Origin of the sequence: Bartonella sp. HY038 (genome assembly GCF_014117425.1) — a bacterium.
Taxonomy (GTDB): domain Bacteria; phylum Pseudomonadota; class Alphaproteobacteria; order Rhizobiales; family Rhizobiaceae; genus HY038.
The window spans coordinates 2959837-2982678 of sequence record NZ_CP059725.1; the positions used below are offsets into that span (position 1 = coordinate 2959837).

At 43.0% G+C, this 22842-nt stretch carries 11 protein-coding genes; 6 read left to right on the forward strand and 5 right to left on the reverse strand.

The annotated features are described in order from the left end of the window. Nucleotides 1-265: 265 nt before the first annotated feature. Nucleotides 266-2962, reverse strand: a complete 2697-nt coding sequence (gene acnA / locus H3299_RS12845; protein ID WP_182418035.1) for an aconitate hydratase AcnA — start codon at nt 2960-2962, stop codon at nt 266-268. Nucleotides 2963-3384: 422 nt separating this feature from the next. On the opposite strand from acnA, the gene ccmA reads away from it, so the two are divergent. From ccmA to H3299_RS12875, 6 genes are all read left to right on the forward strand, one after another. Continuing rightward, nucleotides 3385-4029 carry a heme ABC exporter ATP-binding protein CcmA gene (gene ccmA / locus H3299_RS12850; RefSeq protein WP_182418036.1) on the forward strand — a complete coding sequence of 215 codons (645 nt, stop codon included), beginning with the start codon at nt 3385-3387 and terminating at the stop codon, nt 4027-4029. Then, nucleotides 4026-4691: a heme exporter protein CcmB gene (gene ccmB / locus H3299_RS12855; protein WP_182418037.1), complete on the forward strand. Its 666-nt coding sequence runs from the start codon at nt 4026-4028 to the stop codon at nt 4689-4691. The genes ccmA and ccmB overlap by 4 nt, the downstream gene beginning before the upstream one ends. A gap of 70 nt (nt 4692-4761) precedes the next feature. Then, the gene (locus H3299_RS12860) at nt 4762-5529 is read left to right on the forward strand and encodes a heme ABC transporter permease (RefSeq protein WP_182418038.1); all 768 of its coding nucleotides are present in this window, start codon (nt 4762-4764) and stop codon (nt 5527-5529) included. After that, complete coding sequence (gene ccmD, locus H3299_RS12865; protein ID WP_182418039.1) at nt 5526-5714, forward strand: heme exporter protein CcmD; 189 nt, start codon at nt 5526-5528, stop codon at nt 5712-5714. Before H3299_RS12860 ends, ccmD begins: the two co-directional genes overlap by 4 nt. Further along, nucleotides 5711-6283, forward strand: a complete 573-nt coding sequence (locus tag H3299_RS12870) for a DsbE family thiol:disulfide interchange protein (RefSeq protein ID WP_182418040.1) — start codon at nt 5711-5713, stop codon at nt 6281-6283. Before ccmD ends, H3299_RS12870 begins: the two co-directional genes overlap by 4 nt. A gap of 467 nt (nt 6284-6750) precedes the next feature. Next, complete coding sequence (locus tag H3299_RS12875) at nt 6751-7305, forward strand: hypothetical protein (RefSeq protein WP_182418041.1); 555 nt, start codon at nt 6751-6753, stop codon at nt 7303-7305. 10 nt (nt 7306-7315) lie between these two features. Here the strand turns inward: H3299_RS12875 and H3299_RS12880 are convergent, their stop codons facing one another. The 4 genes from H3299_RS12880 to H3299_RS12895 form a co-directional block, all read right to left on the reverse strand. Beyond that, nucleotides 7316-8239 (reverse strand): YihY/virulence factor BrkB family protein, encoded by a 924-nt coding sequence (locus H3299_RS12880; RefSeq protein ID WP_182418042.1) that lies wholly within the window; start codon nt 8237-8239, stop codon nt 7316-7318. Nucleotides 8240-8370: 131 nt separating this feature from the next. Continuing rightward, the gene (locus H3299_RS12885) at nt 8371-9873 is read right to left on the reverse strand and encodes a tryptophan 7-halogenase (protein ID WP_182418043.1); all 1503 of its coding nucleotides are present in this window, start codon (nt 9871-9873) and stop codon (nt 8371-8373) included. A gap of 298 nt (nt 9874-10171) precedes the next feature. Beyond that, a complete protein-coding gene (locus H3299_RS12890; protein ID WP_182418044.1) occupies nt 10172-18874 on the reverse strand; it encodes an Ig-like domain-containing protein in 8703 nt (2900 codons plus the stop codon). Further along, entirely contained in the window at nt 18871-22839 is a 3969-nt protein-coding gene (locus tag H3299_RS12895; RefSeq protein WP_371739848.1) for an Ig-like domain-containing protein, read from the reverse strand. The genes H3299_RS12890 and H3299_RS12895 overlap by 4 nt, the downstream gene beginning before the upstream one ends. Nucleotides 22840-22842: the final 3 nt, after the last annotated feature.

A 22842-nucleotide genomic window follows, 5' to 3' on the forward strand; every position in this document is an offset into this window, starting at 1 on the left:
TGAACCTAGCCCAAAACAATTGGACGATTTTACCGTCAGCAATTAGAGCAATATTGTAAAAACCTCACTATAATTTTTATATACTAACCTTATAGCAGATTAAAAAACTCTGGGAAGAGTATTTTATTAAAATAAATAAATTCAATAATTTAGCTTAAGCTAACAATATAATATAAGAAAATAAAAAGGCATGTATTGTTTCCAATACATGCCTTCATTCAGTGCAACAGCATCAGACATTTAGTCCGCCTGACTATTTTCACCGTTATTTATTTTGCTTGGCCAAATTGCGCAGAACATATTGCAAGATACCGCCATTATGGAGGTAATCAAGCTCTTCTAGCGTATCAACACGGCAAAGAAGTGGTACTTCCTTAATGCTGCCATCACCGCAAGTAATGGTTGCCTTGGTCATCTGGCGTGGCTTGATTTCATTCAACCCCTCAATAGTGACAGTTTCTTCACCATTTAGCCCAAGAGTTTTCCAACTCGTACCTTCTTCAAAAACAAAAGGCACAATACCCATACCAACTAGGTTGGAACGGTGGATACGCTCAAATGATTGGGCAATAACCGCACGCACACCTAGAAGATTGGTGCCCTTAGCTGCCCAGTCGCGTGATGAACCATTACCATATTCAATACCGGCAAATACCACCAATGGAACGCCATCATGCTTATATTGCATGGCTGCATCATAGATGGATTCTTCTTCCTTAGATGGGTAATGAATAGTGTAACCACCTTCACGCCCGTTTTCACCAAGCATGAAATTGCGAATACGAATATTGGCAAAAGTACCGCGCATCATAACTTCATGGTTACCACGACGGGTACCATATTGGTTAAAATCTGCAGGCTTTACACCATGTTCCATAAGATAACGGCCAGCTGGCGAATCTGCCTTAATCGAGCCTGCAGGTGAAATATGGTCGGTGGTAATTTTGTCGCCAAAAAGACCAAGAATATGTGCCTTTTCAATGTCTTTTACTGCGGTTGGTACGCGTGGCATATTTTCAAAATAAGGCGGATTACGCACATAGGTTGAATTATCATCCCAAGCATAGGTTTTACCTTCTGGCACTTTTACTTGCTGCCAGTTAATATCACCCTTGAACACATCGGCATATTTTTCCGAAAATAGCTTACGTGTAATATTTTCTTCAATAAATTCTTGGATCTCTTTTGATGATGGCCAAATATCTTTAAGATAAACAGGTTGCCCATCAGAACCGGTACCAATTGGATCCTTGGTTAAATCTTTGCGCACGGTACCTGCAAGCGCGTGAGCGACAACAAGTGGTGGGCTTGCAAGATAGTTTGCCTGAACATCAGGTGATACGCGGCCTTCAAAGTTACGATTACCGGAAAGAACGGCCGCCGCAATAAGCCCCTTATCATTGATGGTTTTTGAAACTGGCGCAGGCAATGGTCCTGAATTACCAATACAGGTGGTGCAACCAAAGCCAACAAGGTTGAAACCAAGCGCATCAAGATCTTTTTGCAAGCCTGAACTTTTTAAATAAGCTTCAACCACTTGGCTACCTGGAGCAAGCGAGGTTTTCACCCAAGGCTTAGCTTTCAGCCCCTTGGCAACTGCATTACGAGCCAAAAGACCTGCAGCAATCAAAACGCTTGGATTTGATGTATTGGTGCAAGAAGTGATTGCGGCAATCACCACATCACCATGGCCAAGATCGAAATCTTCACCTTCAACTGGATAGCGATCCTGTTGACCTGTTGTTTTCTTATATTCATTTTCAAGCGCGATATCGTAATTAGCACCAACATCTTCAATTGGCATACGCCCTTCAGGACGCTTAGGACCAGCCATTGATGAAACAACGGTGCTGATATCCAATTCAACCACATCGGTAAAGATTGGATCGGCTTGGCCTGCTTCACGCCATAGCCCTTGCGCACGCGAATAGGCTTCAACAAGCTTGATGCGATGTTCGTCACGACCCGTCATGGTAAGATAACGTACGGTCTCGCTATCAATTGGGAAGAAGCCACAGGTTGCGCCATATTCAGGACCCATATTAGCAATGGTCGCACGGTCAGCAAGGGTCAAATGATCAAGGCCGGGGCCGAAAAATTCAACAAATTTGCCCACAACGCCTTTTTTACGCAACATCTGGGTTACGGTCAAAACCAGATCGGTTGCGGTAATGCCTTCGCGGATTTTACCGGTAAGACGGAAGCCAATAACTTCTGGAAGCAGCATGGAGACGGGCTGGCCAAGCATACTTGCTTCAGCTTCAATACCACCAACACCCCAACCAAGAACACCAAGACCATTGACCATGGTGGTGTGGGAATCGGTACCAACGCAAGTATCAGGATAAGCAACGGTTTCGCCGCTATCTTCACGGATCCAAACTGATTGGGCAAGATATTCCACATTAACCTGATGGCAAATACCCGTACCTGGCGGCACAACGCGGAAGTTTTTAAAGGCTTGCTGACCCCATTTCAAAAAGCGATAACGTTCGCCATTGCGCTCATATTCAAGGTCCACATTGTGTTTAAATGCGAGTGGATTGCCGAAATCATCAACAATAACCGAGTGGTCGATCACAAGATCAACCGGTACTAAAGGATTAATAGATTCAGGATCATCGCCAAGCTTAACCATCGCATCACGCATGGCAGCAAGATCAACCACTGCAGGGACACCAGTAAAATCCTGCATCAATACACGAGCTGGGCGATAGGCAATTTCTGCCCCTGCACTGCCCTTATCATTAAGCCATTTGGCAACGCTTTCGATGTCCTCTTTCTTGACCGAGCGACCATCTTCAAAACGCAAAAGATTTTCAAGAAGCACTTTCATGGAAAAAGGCAGTTTTGAAACCCCTTCTAGACCATTTTTTTCAGCTTCAATTAAACTATAGTAAACATATTCTTTGCCATCAACATCAAGTGTTTTGCGGCATTTAAAACTATCAACTTGCGACACGACTGTTCGTCCTTATGCTTGCGGGCCAGAGAACGAACCAACTCACTGCAGGTCAAGGCTACAAGCGAGGTGCGGGTGCAGTCATTTCCGCTGTCCGCCCCTTTCAACCAAGATTTTTAAAATATTGTTTTTAAAAATTAGATTGGGAGATCGGCCCAAAATCGTCAACCACGCCGACCGCTGGCATGACTGTTCTTCTTATAGAGGTTTTTTTGGAACTGTTCCAGAGTTAAATATTCAAAAACGAATGACTCAATAAAAATTCCTCCACCTCTATTGTTTGTAATAAGTATTTTAAAGTGATTTTAAAAGAGCAAAACTAGCCTTTTTCGGAAAATACCGTTAAACCAAGTCTTTAATTGTTTAAATTGGGCAAATTTTTTAAAACTCCAACCAAAAAACGCCCGGTGACAGAGGATAGAATGCAGCTTATTGGTGAAAATCTTTGTATTGAGCGGGGCGGCGAAATCTTGTTTTCTTCAGTCAATTTTTTGTTAGAAGAGAATCAACTACTGGTTATAACCGGTGCGAATGGCGCAGGAAAATCCACCCTATTGCGAATCATTGCCGGACTTTTATCACCTCTATGCGGGACAATAAAATTTTTTGATGGTGTTTCTCATTTTGAAGTGGCGCCTTTTGCCCATTATCTTGGGGAAAAAAATGCTATGAAGCCTCATTTAAGCGTTGCTGCCAACCTTAAATTTTGGGCGCGTTTTTACCAACCTTCACTCACAGCATCAGCCATACAGAGTTTGATCGAAAATGCCCTTGATAGGCTTAATCTTCGCCATGTGATCGACCTTCCCTTTGGAGTACTTTCTACCGGCCAACGCCGACGTATTGCCATTTGTCGGCTATTGCTTGATGATCGAGTTTTATGGATTATTGATGAGCCGACCAGCGGCCTTGATAGTGCGGCGAGTGATATATTTTCAGCTTTGATGCAAGAGCATCTCGATAATAAGGGTATGATTATCGCGGCAACCCATTTACCCCTTGGCATAGATACCGGCCATAATCTTGTTCTTGAACCGTTTACCGGTAATGATGAGGCCATAAAATGACAGCTCTTTTTTGGCGCGATATTAAACTAAGCTTTGGTGCAGGTAATAGCATTATCATTTCACTGCTGTTTTTTTTGGCCGTAACAACCATTGTGCCTTTTGCAGTTGGCCCTGATCCAGAGGTCTTGCGAAAAATTGGTGCTGGCATGGTATGGGTTGGTGCGCTTTTATCAATTTTATTAAGCCTTGAGCGGATGTTTCAGACAGACGCCCAAGATGGTAGTCTTGACCTTATCATTATGGGGCAAGATTTTACCAACCTAGCGCTCATCGTCTTTAGCAAAGCCATTGCCCATTGGATTGGCACGGTATTACCGCTGATTATTGTTGCACCGCTTTTTGCCCTATTCCTTAATCTTGAACCTTATTCGATCTTGATTGTTGTTTTAACCCTTATTCTTGGCACACCAGCCATTACCTTCATTGGTGCAGTCGGGGCTGCCCTCGGCGTTAGCTTGCCGCGAGGAGGCATGCTTATTTCGGTGATTGTGTTACCACTAACCATGCCAATTATGATTTTTGGTGTTGGTGCAGCTAATAGCATTTTTTCGCCAACCGATAGTTTAATGGCACCGCTGATGTTTCTTAGCGCTTTTAGCCTGATATTTTGTCTCATTGGGTCAATTGCTGCAACATTTACCCTTAAATATTTGTCGGAATAGGCAAGTTATCATTGCAGTTATATTATTAAACACTTAAAATGATTCTATAAAACAGAATTGAAGTAAGCATATGGACATGACAAAGCAAAGCTGGTGGCAAAAACTTGGCACCCCTACCTATTTTATGGAGCTTTCAAAAAAGCTTTTACCTTGGTTTGCTATACTAAGCATCATTGGCTTGGTAATTGGATTATACCTTGTTTTCACCGCTCCTGATGACTATCAGCAAGGCTCAACAGTTAAAATCATGTTTATCCATGTGCCTTTTGCTTGGCTTTCCATGCTTTGCTATACTGTCATGACCATTTCGGCGCTTGGCGCTCTTATTTGGCGACATCCTTTAGCCGATGTTAGCATCATTGCAGCCGCGCCGATTGGCGCGGTATTTACCGCCCTTTGTCTGCTAACCGGTTCGATTTGGGGGCGTCCAACTTGGGGCGCATGGTGGGTATGGGATGCAAGGCTAACCTCTGTGTTGGTGTTGTTTTTGATTTACCTTGGCATCATTGCTTTATCTCATGCTTTTGATGATTTTAGCAAATCTGCCCGCGCCAGTGCCATTTTAACCTTGGTTGGCTTTATCAATATTCCCTTGATTAAATTTTCAGTTGATTGGTGGAATACCCTTCATCAACCGGCCTCGCTTTTACGCAGTGGTGGCTCGGCAATTGAATCATCGCTGCTTTGGCCGCTTTTAGTGATGGCCTTTGCTTTATCATTTCTATTTGCTACCTTACATCTTATGGCGATGCGCAATGAGGTCTTAAATCGCCGCCTGATTAATTTACAAAAAAAGGCAGCCCGCCAGAATCGCTCAATCAAAGGGGAAGCTGCATGAACCATTTAGCCTTTATACTTGCCGCCTATGGCGCAGCAGCTTTTGGCATTATCGTCCTTACAATCTCAATTATTTGGCGCGGTCGTATTTTAAGTCGCAAAATAGCTCTCTTAGAAGCTGTTGACCCAAGGCGGCAAAAAAACAAAAAGCCTCTTTCAGCAAGCCTACAAGATGATCAACCATGAGTGATAATCAACGCCCTAAGCGCCGCCTTGCTCTGTTTATTCCGCTTGCTGCTTTTATGCTTTTTGCGACCATCGCCCTTATCCGCATTACTTCAAACAATCCTGATACCGCCAATTCATTGCCCAATGCTTTGGCAGGACAAGAAGCACCACAAACGCAATTGCCAATATTGGCTTTACGCGAACCAACTAGCGAGATATTTGACCCGGCACAATTTAAGGGCCGTGTTACCTTAGTAAATTTTTGGGGTTCATGGTGCCCCCCCTGCCGCGAAGAGCACCCACAACTTTTAACCCTTGCCCAGGATTCTCGCTTTGACCTTGTTGGAGTTAATTTTAAAGATAATCAAGAAAATGCCACTCGGTTTCTTGGCGCTTTTGGCAATCCGTTTAAAATAATTGGCTTTGACCCACGCGGCCGCGCCGCTATTGAATGGGGTGTTTATGGCCCGCCTGAAACTTTTATTTTAAACCGCGAGGGTAAAATAGTTTTTAAGCATATTGGCCCAATCATGCCAGATAATTTAGCCAAAACCTTGATGCCTGAAATTGAAAAGGCGCTACAATAACAGCGCCTATCAATCCATCATCATTTTGTATTTAACCAACGGTTGGTTGTACTATGATCAACATTGATACCGCGCTCCAATAATAGCTCTTCAATATCTTTAGCTCTAACAATAACGCAAATACCAATTGATAGCTTGAAGAATGATTATTGCATCAAAGTGGCAACCTTTAAAATCATTCCCTGCACGATGAAATAATTTATTCTTTAATTTTGCTAGCATCTATGGCTCCCTAAAATAGGCAGGCATAGTCTCAAGTTTTCATATTTTTTACGTTAATACAAATTACGAATAATATTTGCGACAACGCGGGAAGTTCCGAGTAAAACTGATGCCGCAAGGAAATTGGTAAATAAAATGAAAAATGCAGGTAGTCAAATCACAGCATGCTGTGAAGGTGGCAAGGTAGTTTTCGGTTCAGGTAGAGTTAAAACGATACCTAATTTACACTTATAGGATTAATGATTATGCTATTTCATTCATATATATTTTGGGGCACTATCCGCAAAGATAGTCAATTCAAGATAATTAACGACCAAGCAAATGAAATATTTGCTGATATGGGATTGGATATTACTCATATTAGTTATGAATCTTATAAATATGATAGTAAGGTTTTTCGAAATTACAGTAGAATGAATAAAAAGTTAATTAATTTTAATGAAAATATTAACAGAATATATATCGCCAATTTTGTTAATACCGGAAAAGAATCTGATTTTTTATATGAGTATGAAGTAGAATTTGGGTTCATGAATGAACATTATGAAAAATATATTTTAAATAATGAACAACAAAATGATATCTGCTATCTTACAATTAAAAAAGATTATTTAAACGATGAATTTAAACTAAGAGCATTACCCAAATTTAAGTTAATCAGTGGATACATCTTAGATAAATTTGAATATCAACACGTTACTTGTAAAAGTCGTATTAAATCTACAACATATCCACTTGAATACCAAAATAAAAGTTATTCCAAATCAATTAATATTTTGGAGCGTGAAATTTATAAATGAACGTTAAAGATTAAATTCCCTCAGCATTATTGGCATTTGCCATATGGGTTGCCTTTATCACCTGTCCTGGTTGCTGAGGGCGGTTGCGATAAAACATGATGGCAGCATTAATCTCGGCGCCAAGAATAGAAATAGAGGCGATGATATAGAGGAAAATAATTGCCACCATGATCGAGGCAAGACCTGCATAGGTTGAAACATAATTAGCAAAGGTTGCAAGATATTGCGCAAAAAGCATCGATGCTACCAACCATGTAATAATAGTAAAGGCAATACCCGGCAAAATATCCAACAATTTGCGTTTTCCAGCAGGTAGCCATTTATGGGCGGTAACTAAGGTCACCAATAGAATGATAATAGCAATGAAATATCGCCAAAAGCGGATTGTACCGACATAAGGCGCAAGTGCTGGTACTTCGCGTTGTGCAATGGCGATTACGAGAGGTGCAAGAACCAGCAAAAAGCTGATAGCCATAAGCCCTATCGTGCCGATAATCACAAAGACAAGACTTTGTAAGCGGCAAAATATAATGGTACGATTATCTTTTACACGGTAAGCACGATCAAGCGCTGTGCGTAAAGCTTCGACGCCATTAGAGGCAAAATAGGCCGCACCGATCGCCGAAAGGGTCAATAATCCGCCGCGCTGAACCGTTAAAACATTGGTAATTTCCTTGCCAATTGGCTGTTTCAACGCATCAGGCATCATTTCCAAAATATAGGTAACGCTCGTCGCTGCATAGGCTTGCGCACCCAAAAAGCTCGCCAAAGCGGTGGCAAAAATCAAAAAGGGAAAAAACGCCATGAGGCTTGAAAGTGCGACATAACTAGCGAAAGCAGAACCCTGTTCAGTAAAATAATGCCCAATGGCATTAAAAAGTATTTGCCAGCAATATTTAAACCAACCAACGCGTTCTTCGTCTTTTTCTGCCATATTGCAACCTCAAAAGATATTTACCTTGATGCATTACACCAATTTTGTCCGGCAACCTTAAACTATTTTTAACAAAATGGCTAAAAACTCGTAAAAAATTTTTGTTAATTTTGAAATCACTTCGCTGAATGTCAATTATTTTTACCATTTTGCAAACGGCTAAGATAAGGTTGGATATGTTGCTTGATAAAATCTTCAGGCAAGGTTTCCAATTCTGCACGGGCAGCATGGGGATTGATAATCCCAAGAGGCGCCGCTACCAGCAACCAATTGATAATATGGAAAATCGGCAACCAGCTATTGCTTGTATAAGCTTCAATATCAATCACCCGTGGGACACGCTGCGCACAACAAGCCGAAAATTCTTGATATTGCGGTGAGCGTGGCAAATATTGGACATCACGCCAATAGGCTGTATCATCGCGCGGTGTATCATAATGTAGGCGTAAAAAATCGCAAATTTCATTCCAACTTTGATTATTAGCAATATTAAATCCATCGATAATATTTTGGCCAATAACGCCGCGGCAATTATTAATGATGCGCTCAATATTGCGCAAAGTTTCTAAGCTTTGACCAATGGAAGCCGCCTCTAAAGGCTCGACAAAGCCTGCAGCAGCCCCAAGAGCAATAAGATTATTGCACCATATGCGTTCAAAATTACCTTGATTAAAATTTAAAACACCTTCGAATGTAACGGAATTGCCAAATAAAGCTTCTATTTCATCGGCTGCATGGTCTGCACTGCTATGGCGGCTTGAAAAAACATAGCCGGCACCAACGTACTGTCTTAACGGCGATTGCCAAATCCAACCCGATTTCATTGCGCGAGCAGTTGTAAAGAATTGCGGATTTTTACTTTTTTGCTGAAGGGAAAAGGTCACAGCTTTATCATTGATCAACTGGTCGCTAAAGGAGCGCCAATTTTGGCCATAGGTCGCGCCAATACCTAACCTTTTTACGCCAGATGCATCAATGACGAAATCAGTTGGCAAAATAGCTTCATCGATTTTAATCGCTGCGACATTGCCGTTTTCTGACAATAATAATTGGCGAACTTCAATCGCGCTTTGTTTAATATTTCTGTTGAGCGCTTTGCTTTTTAAAAAATTTTTAAATTTATAACGATCGAAATGAAAGGAAAGCGCCAATCCAGTATTGGCAGTTTGCAACTCAGCAGCGGCATCATATTGTGAAGCATTTTGTTGAATTAATTTAAATCCTGGGAAAAAATCGTGCAGATTTTGCAAGCTTGCAATGCGCGAAATCAATAAAGGATTAGTTCCAAAAGCTTCTAGCGTCAATTCCGGTACATTGGCATCTTTTTTAGGGAGTAAATGATAATATGCTTCATTTTCACCATTTGAACGCCAATTTTCAAATTTCGTGCCAATTTTAAAAGTGGCATCAACTGTGCTGTAAAACTCATCCATCTGAATTTGGTTTCGCTGCAATGTGGATAAAAGGTTGACCAAACCTCCCTCGCACATATCTGCAATTGGTTGTGTTTCGTCGTCAAAAACGGTGATCTCAACCAAAGGCCCAAATTGCCGGCGAAATGTTAAAGCGGCAAGCCATGCAGCAATATCACCACCAATAACCGCTACTTTTTTGATAGAACGCAAGTCCAACACAATATTGGCCTTTCCTCAAAATTTATCGAAAATTTGAATAATTAAAAACAATGGCCTGCCTTTAGGTGCCGCATCGCGAGTTCTTAAACAGTACACCTTTAAACAACCAATAAATGATAGATCAAATAGAATGCGAATAATGATTAGGCATGCAACCATTATAGCTAGGGCAAGATCATTTTTTGCAAATGGTCTTTAATAAAAAATAATCGCAAACATAAAAAAGGCAAAACCCTTAATATATTTGCGATTAAAAAATAAAAAGGTCGGAGCAGATACCCCGACCCTATTGGTTTGGTTAGACAACAATCTGACCATTGGCAAGCAAGGTTGCAAGATCAGTAGTTGTATTGTTGAGTGTCAACAATGCCGTTGATTGGAATGTACCACCCGTGCCGTCACGATCAACGTACAGAACAGCATTGCCACCATCTTGTACCACACGAAGATAATCACCAATATTGTCACCAACATCGATTTTGGCAGTGCCATTTGCGTCAAAATGGGCTGGGCCATCAGCATCGCGAACATAGCCAATCAAAATATCAGCAAGATCAATACGATCAGCATTGGCATTGGTTACATAATTGCCAAGCGTGAACTGGTTGACAACATCCTGACCATTGCCAGCGGTTGCATCAGCATTATCAATGTTTTCATAAAGCAAGGTTGTATGACCAGTGCCAGTCAATGTGAAGGTATCATTACCACCACGCCCATTAAGAACATTGTTGCCATTACCATCGGTAATCGTGTCATTGCCGCTGGTACCATAGATAGCTTCAATATTGAAAAGACGGGTAGAAAAGCCATCTGCGACTTTTTGATATGCTATGGTATCGGCAAGGCTTACTGTAATGCCTTGAGAACCAACAGCAGCAAAGTCAGCAATATCCAAACCACTATTGACGTCCCAAGTGCGCTCACCGTCACCAACGTTCCAGCCGCCACCGCCATTATAGAAGCGAGTGCCTGCACCAATAAAGAAGGTATCATTGTAACCCGTACCAACAATACCAACACTGGAGCTATAATCAGTTGTATTGTTAACTGCTCCATCTGCTTCAGCTGTCAATACATAACCATTATAAGGCTCAGTTGCTTTAAGGTTAGTCCAGCTAGAATTTACATTTTCAACTACATTACTACCATCGCCAACAATTGCCTTGCCACCAAAGTCTTGCGAATCTCCATTTTTGTTAAAGCGCATCACTGCGGTATAGGTTTCATTCTGGTCAAGACCATAGAAGTGAACGATTGCCGAGCTATCATTCCAACCCGTACCATATTGCGGATTGAGAACTTGGCTTGACACGCGCACCCCAGCGGAGTTGTATAGCTCTACCGTGTTACCATAGAAAGTGTTGGACCCATCCGGACGTAAAATACGCAAATGCATAGCAGTGCCATATTCTGGCGTATTCGGATTGGTGATAACAATAGAGGCTTCAGTGGTATTGGCACGTGATATGATCAAATCTTGATCACCATCCCAATCATAATCCATAGCAGCAGCACTTGCACCATTTTTGGCTAGATCAAGATCAGCTGCTGGCATAACTGCACCACCGGTAAGACTACCGGTCGTAGCAACCCCCATATCTTTGATATTATTCTTTTGCCAGTCAACTTGACCATCGGGTTTAGTACCGCCGTTATGATAATAAAGCGAAGTACCAATAGTATATTTCGCCTCAGGTACAACCACAATATCCATCTTGCCATCGCCATCCCAGTCGATTGCAAGGGTTGATTTACCCATGATGCCATCAGGTAAACGCTGTGGTGCACCTAAATGTCCTGTTCCATCATTATAATATACAACGCTATCAGACCCCATTGATTCAATGGTAGTATCACCGGCATTTTTAGCCTGACCTAGAAAAAGATCCATATAGCCATCGCCATTGAGATCTGCCCAAGTCATTGAAATGGTGCGTTCAAAACTATCGCCCTTGTAATTATAACCACTCGAGTTGAACACTTTTGTGAAATGATCGCCCAAACTCCAATTATCACCGGTAGCAGAAGTTTTACCATTATTCAAAAGCGTTACCATATCATAAGAATCTTCATTTGAATATACATAATGAGCATGCATAGCAAGATCAACTGCACCATCATTGTTAAGGTCAACAGCAGATAATTCATGATCTGTACGAAGGTTTTTTAATGCAGTAGGTAGAGTTGAGGGACTGGAGGGGAAACCATACGTGTCCCATTGCTGTGTACCCAGATTAAGATCTTTTTGCCCTTTATTATGAAGGAATGTAGAACTATCACTACCCGAGTCACCCAAAACCACATCAAGCCAACCATCGCCATCCATGTCAAGACTAACCGTACTACCAAAGTGAGTGAGCGAATTTACTTGAACAAGCGTTGCTGTGTACTTGCCATCTTTATCACCGACAAACATCGTTCCGGTGCCATTACCTGTAATGCCAGCATCGTAGGTTCTATCAGTCAGGAACATATCCATATAACCATCACGATTGTAATCGCCATAGGTATAAGAACTAAAAAGCTTTTCGGTTTTGTATTGACTTGAAATAGCGGCATCGCCTAGACTTCCCCATGCCAACCGATTGGGTTGACCAAAATCACGGAAATCATTACCGTCAGCTGAATATTCAGCCATATCGGTCATCATTGTCCAGCCACCATTATTACCAAGCCGCAAGGACATGGAGTAAGTAGCATCAGCACCACCAATACCAACATTTGGCGCCATATTACTATCGGTTGTATCAATGGCAATTTCAAAAGCATCTGATAGTGAGCCATTCACACCAGATCGACTTTGCACTGCAGCATAGTATGTATAGAATGTTCCATCTGACAGTGCTGTTGGCTGCGTAAAGCTCCAAGTTGTGCCTGTCACCGTTGCATAACCAACAAAAACGCTACCGCGGTAAATTGCAATTGCGGCACCTTCATCAAGCTCTTTGGTCAAAGTACCATGCAAGGTTGGTGTCGTATCATCTGTATAGCTACCTGATGGTAAGGTATCATAAACTTGTGGTGCCTGATCATCGCTAAAATGGGTAATTTTAGTGGTAGCTTCAGGAACCTTATTATCAATGACAACTTGCTGGCTGCTTTCAGTCCCCAAATTACCTGCTGCGTCTATAACACGGGTTTTAAATGTGTAAGTACCATCAGCAAGTAAGGTATCTGTATTATCCAGCGTCCAACTATCAGTAGATGCCGCATAGGTAGCATCGCGCCAAGTTGTGCCATTATCTAACGAAATTTGCACGCGTTCATTATCTGATAATGTACCAGTAACCTTGGCACTAATAATCAAGGTACCATCGCGGGTAACATAGTCATTGGTACCATTACCAGTATCTTCAGTGATAGAAGTAATATTCGACAATGCCGTTGGAGCAGCTGTATCGAAAATAATACCAAATTGATTAGAGGTCGCACCTTCATTGCCAGCAGTATCAGTTACAACCGCTTGGAAAGTATATTGGCCATCTTTGAACGCTTGTGCCGCAGTTACCTGATATTCCCAAGTTCCAGCTGATACGACAGCCACACCTAAAACAGTTGTTACACCATTTGCATCAGTTACTTTAATGACAACACGTTCGCCATCGGCAACACCAGCAATCGTTCCTTTAAGCAACGGTTCGGTATCATCGGTATAGCTATTATTGGCCGTCACTTCGCCTTGGATCAAACCAACATCATCAGTAAAGCCAGTAATTGAAACAGAAACACCGTCAATTGGTGCAGTCTTATCAATAGTTACAGTTTGTGAGCCACCAGTAGTGATGTTACCAGCAGCATCAACAACGCGGCTTTCAATCTTATGGTCACCTTCTGACAAGGCATTGGCCTGATTGTCATAGCTCCAAGTTTTATCTGTTGCATTATAAACAGCATCAACCCAAGTACCGCCATCAATACGGATTTGAACCTTTTCACCCGCATTTAATGTTTCAGATACGCTACCGTGAATGATGAGTGTATCATCACTGGTGATATAATCGCTATCGCTAAAGCCCGTATCATCGGTAATACCGGTGATTGAAGATGTAGCGGTTGGCGCGGTTAAATCAAGATTAAGATCAAAGCCAGTTGACGTTTTACCCTCATTGCCTGCCTTATCAGTGACAACAGCTTCAAAAGTGTACTTGCCTTCGGTCACAAATTTCTGTGCTTCTGTAACTTGGTATTGCCAAGTTCCATTGGTCACAGTTGCATTGCCAAGAATGATCTTTGTGCCATCAGGACCGGTCACCTTGATAACAACTTCATCACCTGTCTTAATACCTGTTACAGTACCTTTCAACAATGGTGTTGTATCATCAGTTGATGTACCAGATGTGGTCATATCACCTTGGATCAAGCCAACATCATCAAAGAAACCAGAAATGGCAACTTCATAACCTTCAACTGGACCAGTCTTATCAATAGTTACAGTTTGTGAGCCACCTGTAGTGATGTTACCAGCAGCATCAACAACGCGGCTTTCAATTGTATGGTCACCTTCTGACAAGGCATTGGCCTGATTGTCATAGCTCCAAGTTTTATCTGTTGCATTATAAACAGCATCACCCCAAGTACCGCCATCAATACGGATTTGAACCTTTTCACCCGCATTTAATGTTTCAGATACGCTACCGTGAATGATGAGTGTATCATCACTGGTGATATAATCGCTATCGCTAAAGCCCGTATCATCGGTAATACCGGTGATTGAAGATGTAGCGGTTGGCGCGGTTAAATCAAGATTAAGATCAAAGCCAGTTGACGTTTTACCCTCATTGCCTGCCTTATCAGTGACAACAGCTTCAAAAGTGTACTTGCCTTCGGTCACAAATTTCTGTGCTTCTGTAACTTGGTATTGCCAAGTTCCATTGGTCACAGTTGCATTGCCAAGAATGATCTTTGTGCCATCAGGACCGGTCACCTTGATAACAACTTCATCACCTGTCTTAATACCTGTTACAGTACCTTTCAACAATGGTGTTGTATCATCAGTTGATGTACCAGATGTGGTCATATCACCTTGGATCAAGCCAACATCATCAAAGAAACCAGAAATGGCAACTTCATAACCTTCAACTGGACCAGTCTTATCAATAGTTACAGTTTGTGAGCCACCTGTAGTGATGTTACCAGCAGCATCAACAACGCGGCTTTCAATTGTATGGTCACCTTCTGACAAGGCATTGGCCTGATTGTCATAGCTCCAAGTTTTATCTGTTGCATTATAAACAGCATCACCCCAAGTACCGCCATCAATACGGATTTGAACCTTTTCACCCGCATTTAATGTTTCAGATACGCTACCGTGAATGATGAGTGTATCATCACTGGTGATATAATCGCTATCGCTAAAGCCCGTATCATCGGTAATACCGGTGATTGAAGATGTAGCGGTTGGCGCGGTTAAATCAAGATTAAGATCAAAGCCAGTTGACGTTTTACCCTCATTGCCTGCCTTATCAGTGACAACAGCTTCAAAAGTGTACTTGCCTTCGGTCACAAATTTCTGTGCTTCTGTAACTTGGTATTGCCAAGTTCCATTGGTCACAGTTGCATTGCCAAGAATGATCTTTGTGCCATCAGGACCGGTCACCTTGATAACAACTTCATCACCTGTCTTAATACCTGTTACAGTACCTTTCAACAATGGTGTTGTATCGTCGGTTGATGTACCAGATGTGGTCATATCACCTTGGATCAAGCCAACATCATCAAAGAAACCAGAAATGGCAACTTCATAACCTTCAACTGGACCAGTCTTATCAATAGTTACAGTTTGTGAGCCACCTGTAGTGATGTTACCAGCTGCGTCAACAACGCGGCTTTCAATCTTATGGTCACCTTCTGACAAGGCATTGGCCTGATTGTCATAACTCCAAGTTTTATCTGTTGCGTTATAAACAGCATCAACCCAAGTACCGCCATCAATACGGATTTGAACCTTTTCACCCGCATTTAATGTTTCAGACACGCTACCATGAATGATGAGTGTATCATCACTGGTGATGTAATCGCTATCGCTAAAGCCTGTATCATCGGTAATACCGGTGATTGAAGATGTAGCGGTTGGCGCGGTTAAATCAAGATTAAGATCAAAGCCAGTTGAGGTTTTACCCTCATTGCCTGCAATATTGGTAACGACGGCTTCAAAACTATATTGACCCTCAGTTGTAAATGCTTGCGCATCGGTTACCTGATATTCCCAAGTTCCCTCAGTAACAGTCGCAACACCGAGAATAATTTTTGAACCATCCGGCAATGTTACCTTGATGACGACCCGATCACCATCTTGAAGACCGGTTATAGTACCCTTCAATAGTGGGGTTGTATCATCGGTTGATGTACCAGATGTGGTCATATCACCTTGGATCAAGCCAACATCGTCGAAGAAACCAGTAATGGCAACTTCATAGCCCGTAATTGGTAAAGACGTATCAATAGTTACCACTTGAGTTGATGGAGTTGATGGGTTACCTGCCGCATCACGGACAACGGTCTCAATTGTATAACGACCATCAGTTAAGGCGTGGTCTGCATCATTATGATTAACACTATAAGTGCCATCAGCATTTTTAGTAGCTTGGATCCATTGGCCAGCTGTGCCGCCCTCTGGTTTGATGCGCATCCAAACAGTGTCACCCGTTTCCAATGTACCAGTTACCTTAATTGTATAGATCAAGGTTGTATCATTGGTAATAAAGTCGGCTGTATCAAAACCTGTATCATCACTGATCGATTGAAGGGCAGCGGTTGCTGATGGACCTGTTGTATCAACAATAACATCAAACTGCGCACCATCACTAACATTACCAGCCGCATCGGTTGATGTAACGGTAAGATTATGTGTGCCTTCAGCAAGCTCATCAGCTGTAACCGACCATTTGCCATCACTATCAACGGTGGTTGTACCAACAACTGTACCATCCTTATCCTTGATAGTGATGGTTGAACCAACTTCACCTGTACCACTAAAGGTTGGTGTTGTATCATCGGTTGATGAACCAGACGTAATTGGCCCTTGAATAAAGCCAACATCATCGAGAACTTCATTGATAACTGGAGCTGATGGTGCGGTTGCATCAATCTCAAGTGTGAAGCTTACTGTGCCTTTAACACCAGCAGCATTTACGGCTTCAGCACTAAAGCTATATTTACCATCGCTAAGATCAGCTGATGGCGTCAAGCTCCATGCACCCGTGCTATCGGCAGTTGTTGTACCAACAACAACCTTCGTACCTGCTGCATTAACATAGCTAACCGTAACTGTTGCATTGGCGCTTGCGCTACCAACCATAACAGGTGTGCGGTCATCTGAGATACCACCACTCTTAACATTGCCTTGGATTGTGCCAACATTATCTTCAAAGTGGCTAAAGCTCACAACAACATTGCTAGTATCAACGGTAATATTAAAGGCAGGACTTGCAGCACTTTCATTACCAGCCTTATCGGTAACCGTTACTGTAATTGAATGGCTACCATCGCTAAGACCTGGTGCTGGCGGTGTAAAGCTCCATGAGCCATCGGCGCCAACGCTGGTCGTACCAAGAACGGTATCACCATCTTTAATGGTTACTGTGCCACCGGCTTCTGAACTACCGGCATTACCAGAAAGAACAGGCTGTTTGTCGTCAGTAGTATCATTGGCAGATAACGCACCAGTAACATCACCAACATTATCAGTAATGGTTGGTTGGCTAGGTGTTGCAGGCGCAGTCGTATCAAGAACAACTGGGAAGCCACCGGTCATATTACTTAATTGACCAGCCGAGTCATTGGCCTGTGCCTTGATCGTATAAGTACCATCACCCTTACTAAAGGCAGGAGTAATCTCAATAGTCCAGCTACCATTGGCATTTACAGTAGTTGTACCACCAACAAAGCTTACGCCATCTGGACCTTCAACATGAATGGTAATGGTTGAGCCAGCTTCACCGGTACCTTTAACAACAGGTGTTGTATCATCGGTAACGCCGTTCTTTTGAAGGGCTCCTTGGACCGAACCTTCATTATCGCTAACGCTGGTAATGGCAGGATCAGCTGGTGCATCACCAACAAGCGTGAAGTTCCAATCCGTTGTCGCTGGACCTTCATTGCCAGCCTTATCAACAGGACGGGCGGAGAAGATATAATCACCAGGCGTTAATGGTGGATTTGGATCAAAGCTCCAAGAACCATCAGCATTAACACTGGTTGAGCCAATAAGCTTAACAACGCCACTTGCATCCTTATTATAGATATTAATGCTTGATGCATCATTAGCATCAACAGAACCTGCAGCACCACTATAGGTTGGCGTGCGATCATCCGTTGGATCACCACGATTGATCGTTCCTTGAACAGGACCAAAATCATCAACCAAATCCATCTTAGATGTATCAATCGCTGCCGGTGCAGTCGTATCAACATTAAGATCAAAGAGACCAGATTTGGAACCTTCATTACCAGCCTTATCGGTGACAATAGCTTCAAACTTATAATCACCCTCACTAAGAGCTTGTGCATCAGTTACCTGATAGCTCCAAGTGCCACCAGTAACTGTGGCTGTACCAAGAACCTTGGCAACACCATCAGAGCCAGTTACCTTGATGACGACCCGATCACCATCTTGAAGACCGGTTACAGTACCCTTCAATAGTGGGGTTGTATCGTCGGTTGATGTGCCAGATGTGGTTATATCACCAGTAATTGCACCAACATCATCAAAATAGCCGCTAATCGTAACCGTGCCACCAGTTGGGCCTTGAGTATCGATTTCGATATTTTGAGTTGATGGAGTTGATGGGTTACCTGCTGCATCACGGACAACGGTCTCAATTGTATAACGACCATCAGTTAAGGCGTGGTCTGCATCATTATGATTAACACTATAAGTGCCATCAGCATTTTTAGTAGCTTGGATCCATTGGCCAGCTGTGCCGCCCTCTGGTTTGATGCGCATCCAAACAGTGTCACCCGTTTCCAATGTACCAGTTACCTTAATTGTATAGATCAAGGTTGTATCATTGGTAATAAAGTCGGCTGTATCAAACCTGTATCATCACTGATCGATTGAAGGGCAGCGGTTGCTGATGGACCTGTTGTATCAACAATAACATCAAACTGCGCACCATCACTAACATTACCAGCCGCATCGGTTGATGTAACGGTAAGATTATGTGTGCCTTCAGCAAGCTCATCAGTTGTAACCGACCATTTGCCATCACTATCAACGGTGGTTGTACCAACAACTGTACCATCCTTATCCTTGATAGTGATGGTTGAACCAACTTCACCTGTACCACTAAAGGTTGGTGTTGTATCATCGGTTGATGAACCAGACGTAATTGGCCCTTGAATAAAGCCAACATCATCGAGAACTTCATTGATAACTGGAGCTGATGGTGCGGTTGCATCAATCTCAAGTGTGAAGCTTACTGTGCCTTTAACACCAGCAGCATTTACGGCTTCAGCACTAAAGCTATATTTACCATCCGCCAAATCAACTGATGGCGTCAAGCTCCATGCACCCGTGCTATCGGCAGTTGTTGTACCAACAACAACCTTCGTACCTGCTGCATTAACATAGCTAACCGTAACGGTTGCATTGGCGCTTGCGCTACCAACCATAACAGGTGTGCGGTCATCTGAGATACCACCACTCTTAACATTGCCTTGGATTGTGCCAACATTATCTTCAAAGTGGCTAAAGCTCACAACAACATTGCTGGTATCAACGGTAATATTAAAGGCAGGACTTGCAGCACTTTCATTACCAGCCTTATCGGTAACTGTTACCGTAATTGAATGGCTACCATCGCTAAGACCTGGTGCTGGCGGTGTAAAGCTCCATGAGCCATCGGCGCCAACGCTGGTTGTACCAAGAACGGTATCACCATCTTTAATGGTTACTGTGCCACCAGCTTCTGAACTACCAGCATTACCAGAAAGAACAGGCTGTTTGTCATCAGTAGTATCATTGGCAGATAACGCACCAGTAACATCACCAACATTATCAGTAATGGTTGGTTGGCTAGGTGTTGCAGGCGCAGTCGTATCAAGAACAACTGGGAAGCCACCGGTCATATTACTTAATTGACCAGCAGAGTCATTGGCCTGTGCCTTAATCGTATAAGTACCATCACCCTTACTAAAGGCAGGAGTAATCTCAATAGTCCAGCTACCATTGGCATTTACAGTGGTTGTACCGCCAACAAAGCTTACGCCATCTGGACCTTCAACATGAATGGTAATGGTTGAGCCAGCTTCACCGGTACCTTTAACAACAGGTGTTGTATCATCGGTAACGCCGTTCTTTTGAAGAGCTCCTTGGACCGAACCTTCATTATCGCTAACGCTGGTAATGGCAGGATCAGCTGGTGCATCACCAACAAGCGTGAAGTTCCAATCCGTTGTTGCTGGACCTTCATTGCCGGCCTTATCAACAGGACGGGCGGAGAAGATATAATCACCAGGCGTTAATGGTGGATTTGGATCAAAGCTCCAAGAACCATCAGCATTAACACTGGTTGAACCAATAAGCTTAACAACGCCGCTTGCATCCTTATTATAGATATTAATGCTTGATGCATCATTGGCATCAACAGAACCTGCAGCACCACTATAGGTTGGCGTGCGATCATCCGTTGGATCACCACGATTGATCGTTCCTTGAACAGGACCAAAATCATCAACCAAATCCATCTTAGATGTATCAATCGCTGCTGGTGCAGTCGTATCAACATTAAGATCAAAGAGACCAGATTTGGAACCTTCATTGCCAGCCTTATCGGTGACAATAGCTTCAAACTTATAATCACCCTCACTAAGAGCTTGTGCATCAGTTACCTGATAGCTCCAAGTGCCACCAGTAACTGTGGCTGTACCAAGAACCTTGGCAACACCATCAGAGCCAGTTACCTTGATGACGACCCGATCACCATCTTGAAGACCGGTTACAGTACCCTTCAATAGTGGGGTTGTATCGTCGGTTGATGTGCCAGATGTGGTTATATCACCAGTAATTGCACCAACATCATCAAAATAGCCGCTAATCGTAACCGTGCCACCAGTTGGGCCTTGAGTATCGATTTCGATATTTTGAGTTGATGGAGTTGATGGGTTACCTGCTGCATCACGGACAACGGTCTCAATTGTATAACGACCATCAGTTAAGGCGTGGTCTGCATCATTATGATTAACACTATAAGTGCCATCAGCATTTTTAGTAGCTTGGATCCATTGGCCAGCTGTGCCGCCCTCTGGTTTGATGCGCATCCAAACAGTGTCACCCGTTTCCAATGTACCAGTTACCTTAATTGTATAGATCAAGGTTGTATCATTGGTAATAAAGTCGGCTGTATCAAAACCTGTATCATCACTGATCGATTGAAGGGCAGCGGTTGCTGATGGACCTGTTGTATCAACAATAACATCAAACTGCGCACCATCACTAACATTACCAGCCGCATCGGTTGATGTAACGGTAAGATTATGTGTGCCTTCAGCAAGCTCATCAGTTGTAACCGACCATTTGCCATCACTATCAACGGTGGTTGTACCAACAACTGTACCATCCTTATCCTTGATAGTGATGGTTGAACCAACTTCACCTGTACCACTAAAGGTTGGTGTTGTATCATCGGTTGATGAACCAGACGTAATTGGCCCTTGAATAAAGCCAACATCATCGAGAACTTCATTGATAACTGGAGCTGATGGTGCGGTTGCATCAATCTCAAGTGTGAAGCTTACTGTGCCTTTAACACCAGCAGCATTTACGGCTTCAGCACTAAAGCTATATTTACCATCCGCCAAATCAACTGATGGCGTCAAGCTCCATGCACCCGTGCTATCGGCAGTTGTTGTACCAACAACAACCTTCGTACCTGCTGCATTAACATAGCTAACCGTAACTGTTGCATTGGCGCTTGCGCTACCAACCATAACAGGTGTGCGGTCATCTGAGATACCACCACTCTTAACATTGCCTTGGATTGTGCCAACATTATCTTCAAAGTGGCTAAAGCTCACAACAACATTGCTGGTATCAACGGTAATATTAAAGGCAGGACTTGCAGCACTTTCATTACCAGCCTTATCGGTAACTGTTACCGTAATTGAATGGCTACCATCGCTAAGACCTGGTGCTGGCGGTGTAAAGCTCCATGAGCCATCGGCGCCAACGCTGGTTGTACCAAGAACGGTATCACCATCTTTAATGGTTACTGTGCCACCGGCTTCTGAACTACCGGCATTACCAGAAAGAACAGGCTGTTTGTCGTCAGTAGTATCATTGGCAGATAACGCACCAGTAACATCACCAACATTATCAGTAATGGTTGGTTGGCTAGGTGTTGCAGGCGCAGTCGTATCAAGAACAACTGGGAAGCCACCGGTCATATTACTTAATTGACCAGCCGAGTCATTGGCCTGTGCCTTGATCGTATAAGTACCATCACCCTTACTAAAGGCAGGAGTAATCTCAATAGTCCAGCTACCATTGGCATTTACAGTAGTTGTACCACCAACAAAGCTTACGCCATCTGGACCTTCAACATGAATGGTAATGGTTGAGCCAGCTTCACCGGTACCTTTAACAACAGGTGTTGTATCATCGGTAACGCCGTTCTTTTGAAGGGCTCCTTGGACCGAACCTTCATTATCGCTAACGCTGGTAATGGCAGGATCAGCTGGTGCATCACCAACAAGCGTGAAGTTCCAATCCGTTGTCGCTGGACCTTCATTGCCAGCCTTATCAACAGGACGGGCGGAGAAGATATAATCACCAGGCGTTAATGGTGGATTTGGATCAAAGCTCCAAGAACCATCAGCATTAACACTGGTTGAGCCAATAAGCTTAACAACGCCACTTGCATCCTTATTATAGATATTAATGCTTGATGCATCATTAGCATCAACAGAACCTGCAGCACCACTATAGGTTGGCGTGCGATCATCCGTTGGATCACCACGATTGATCGT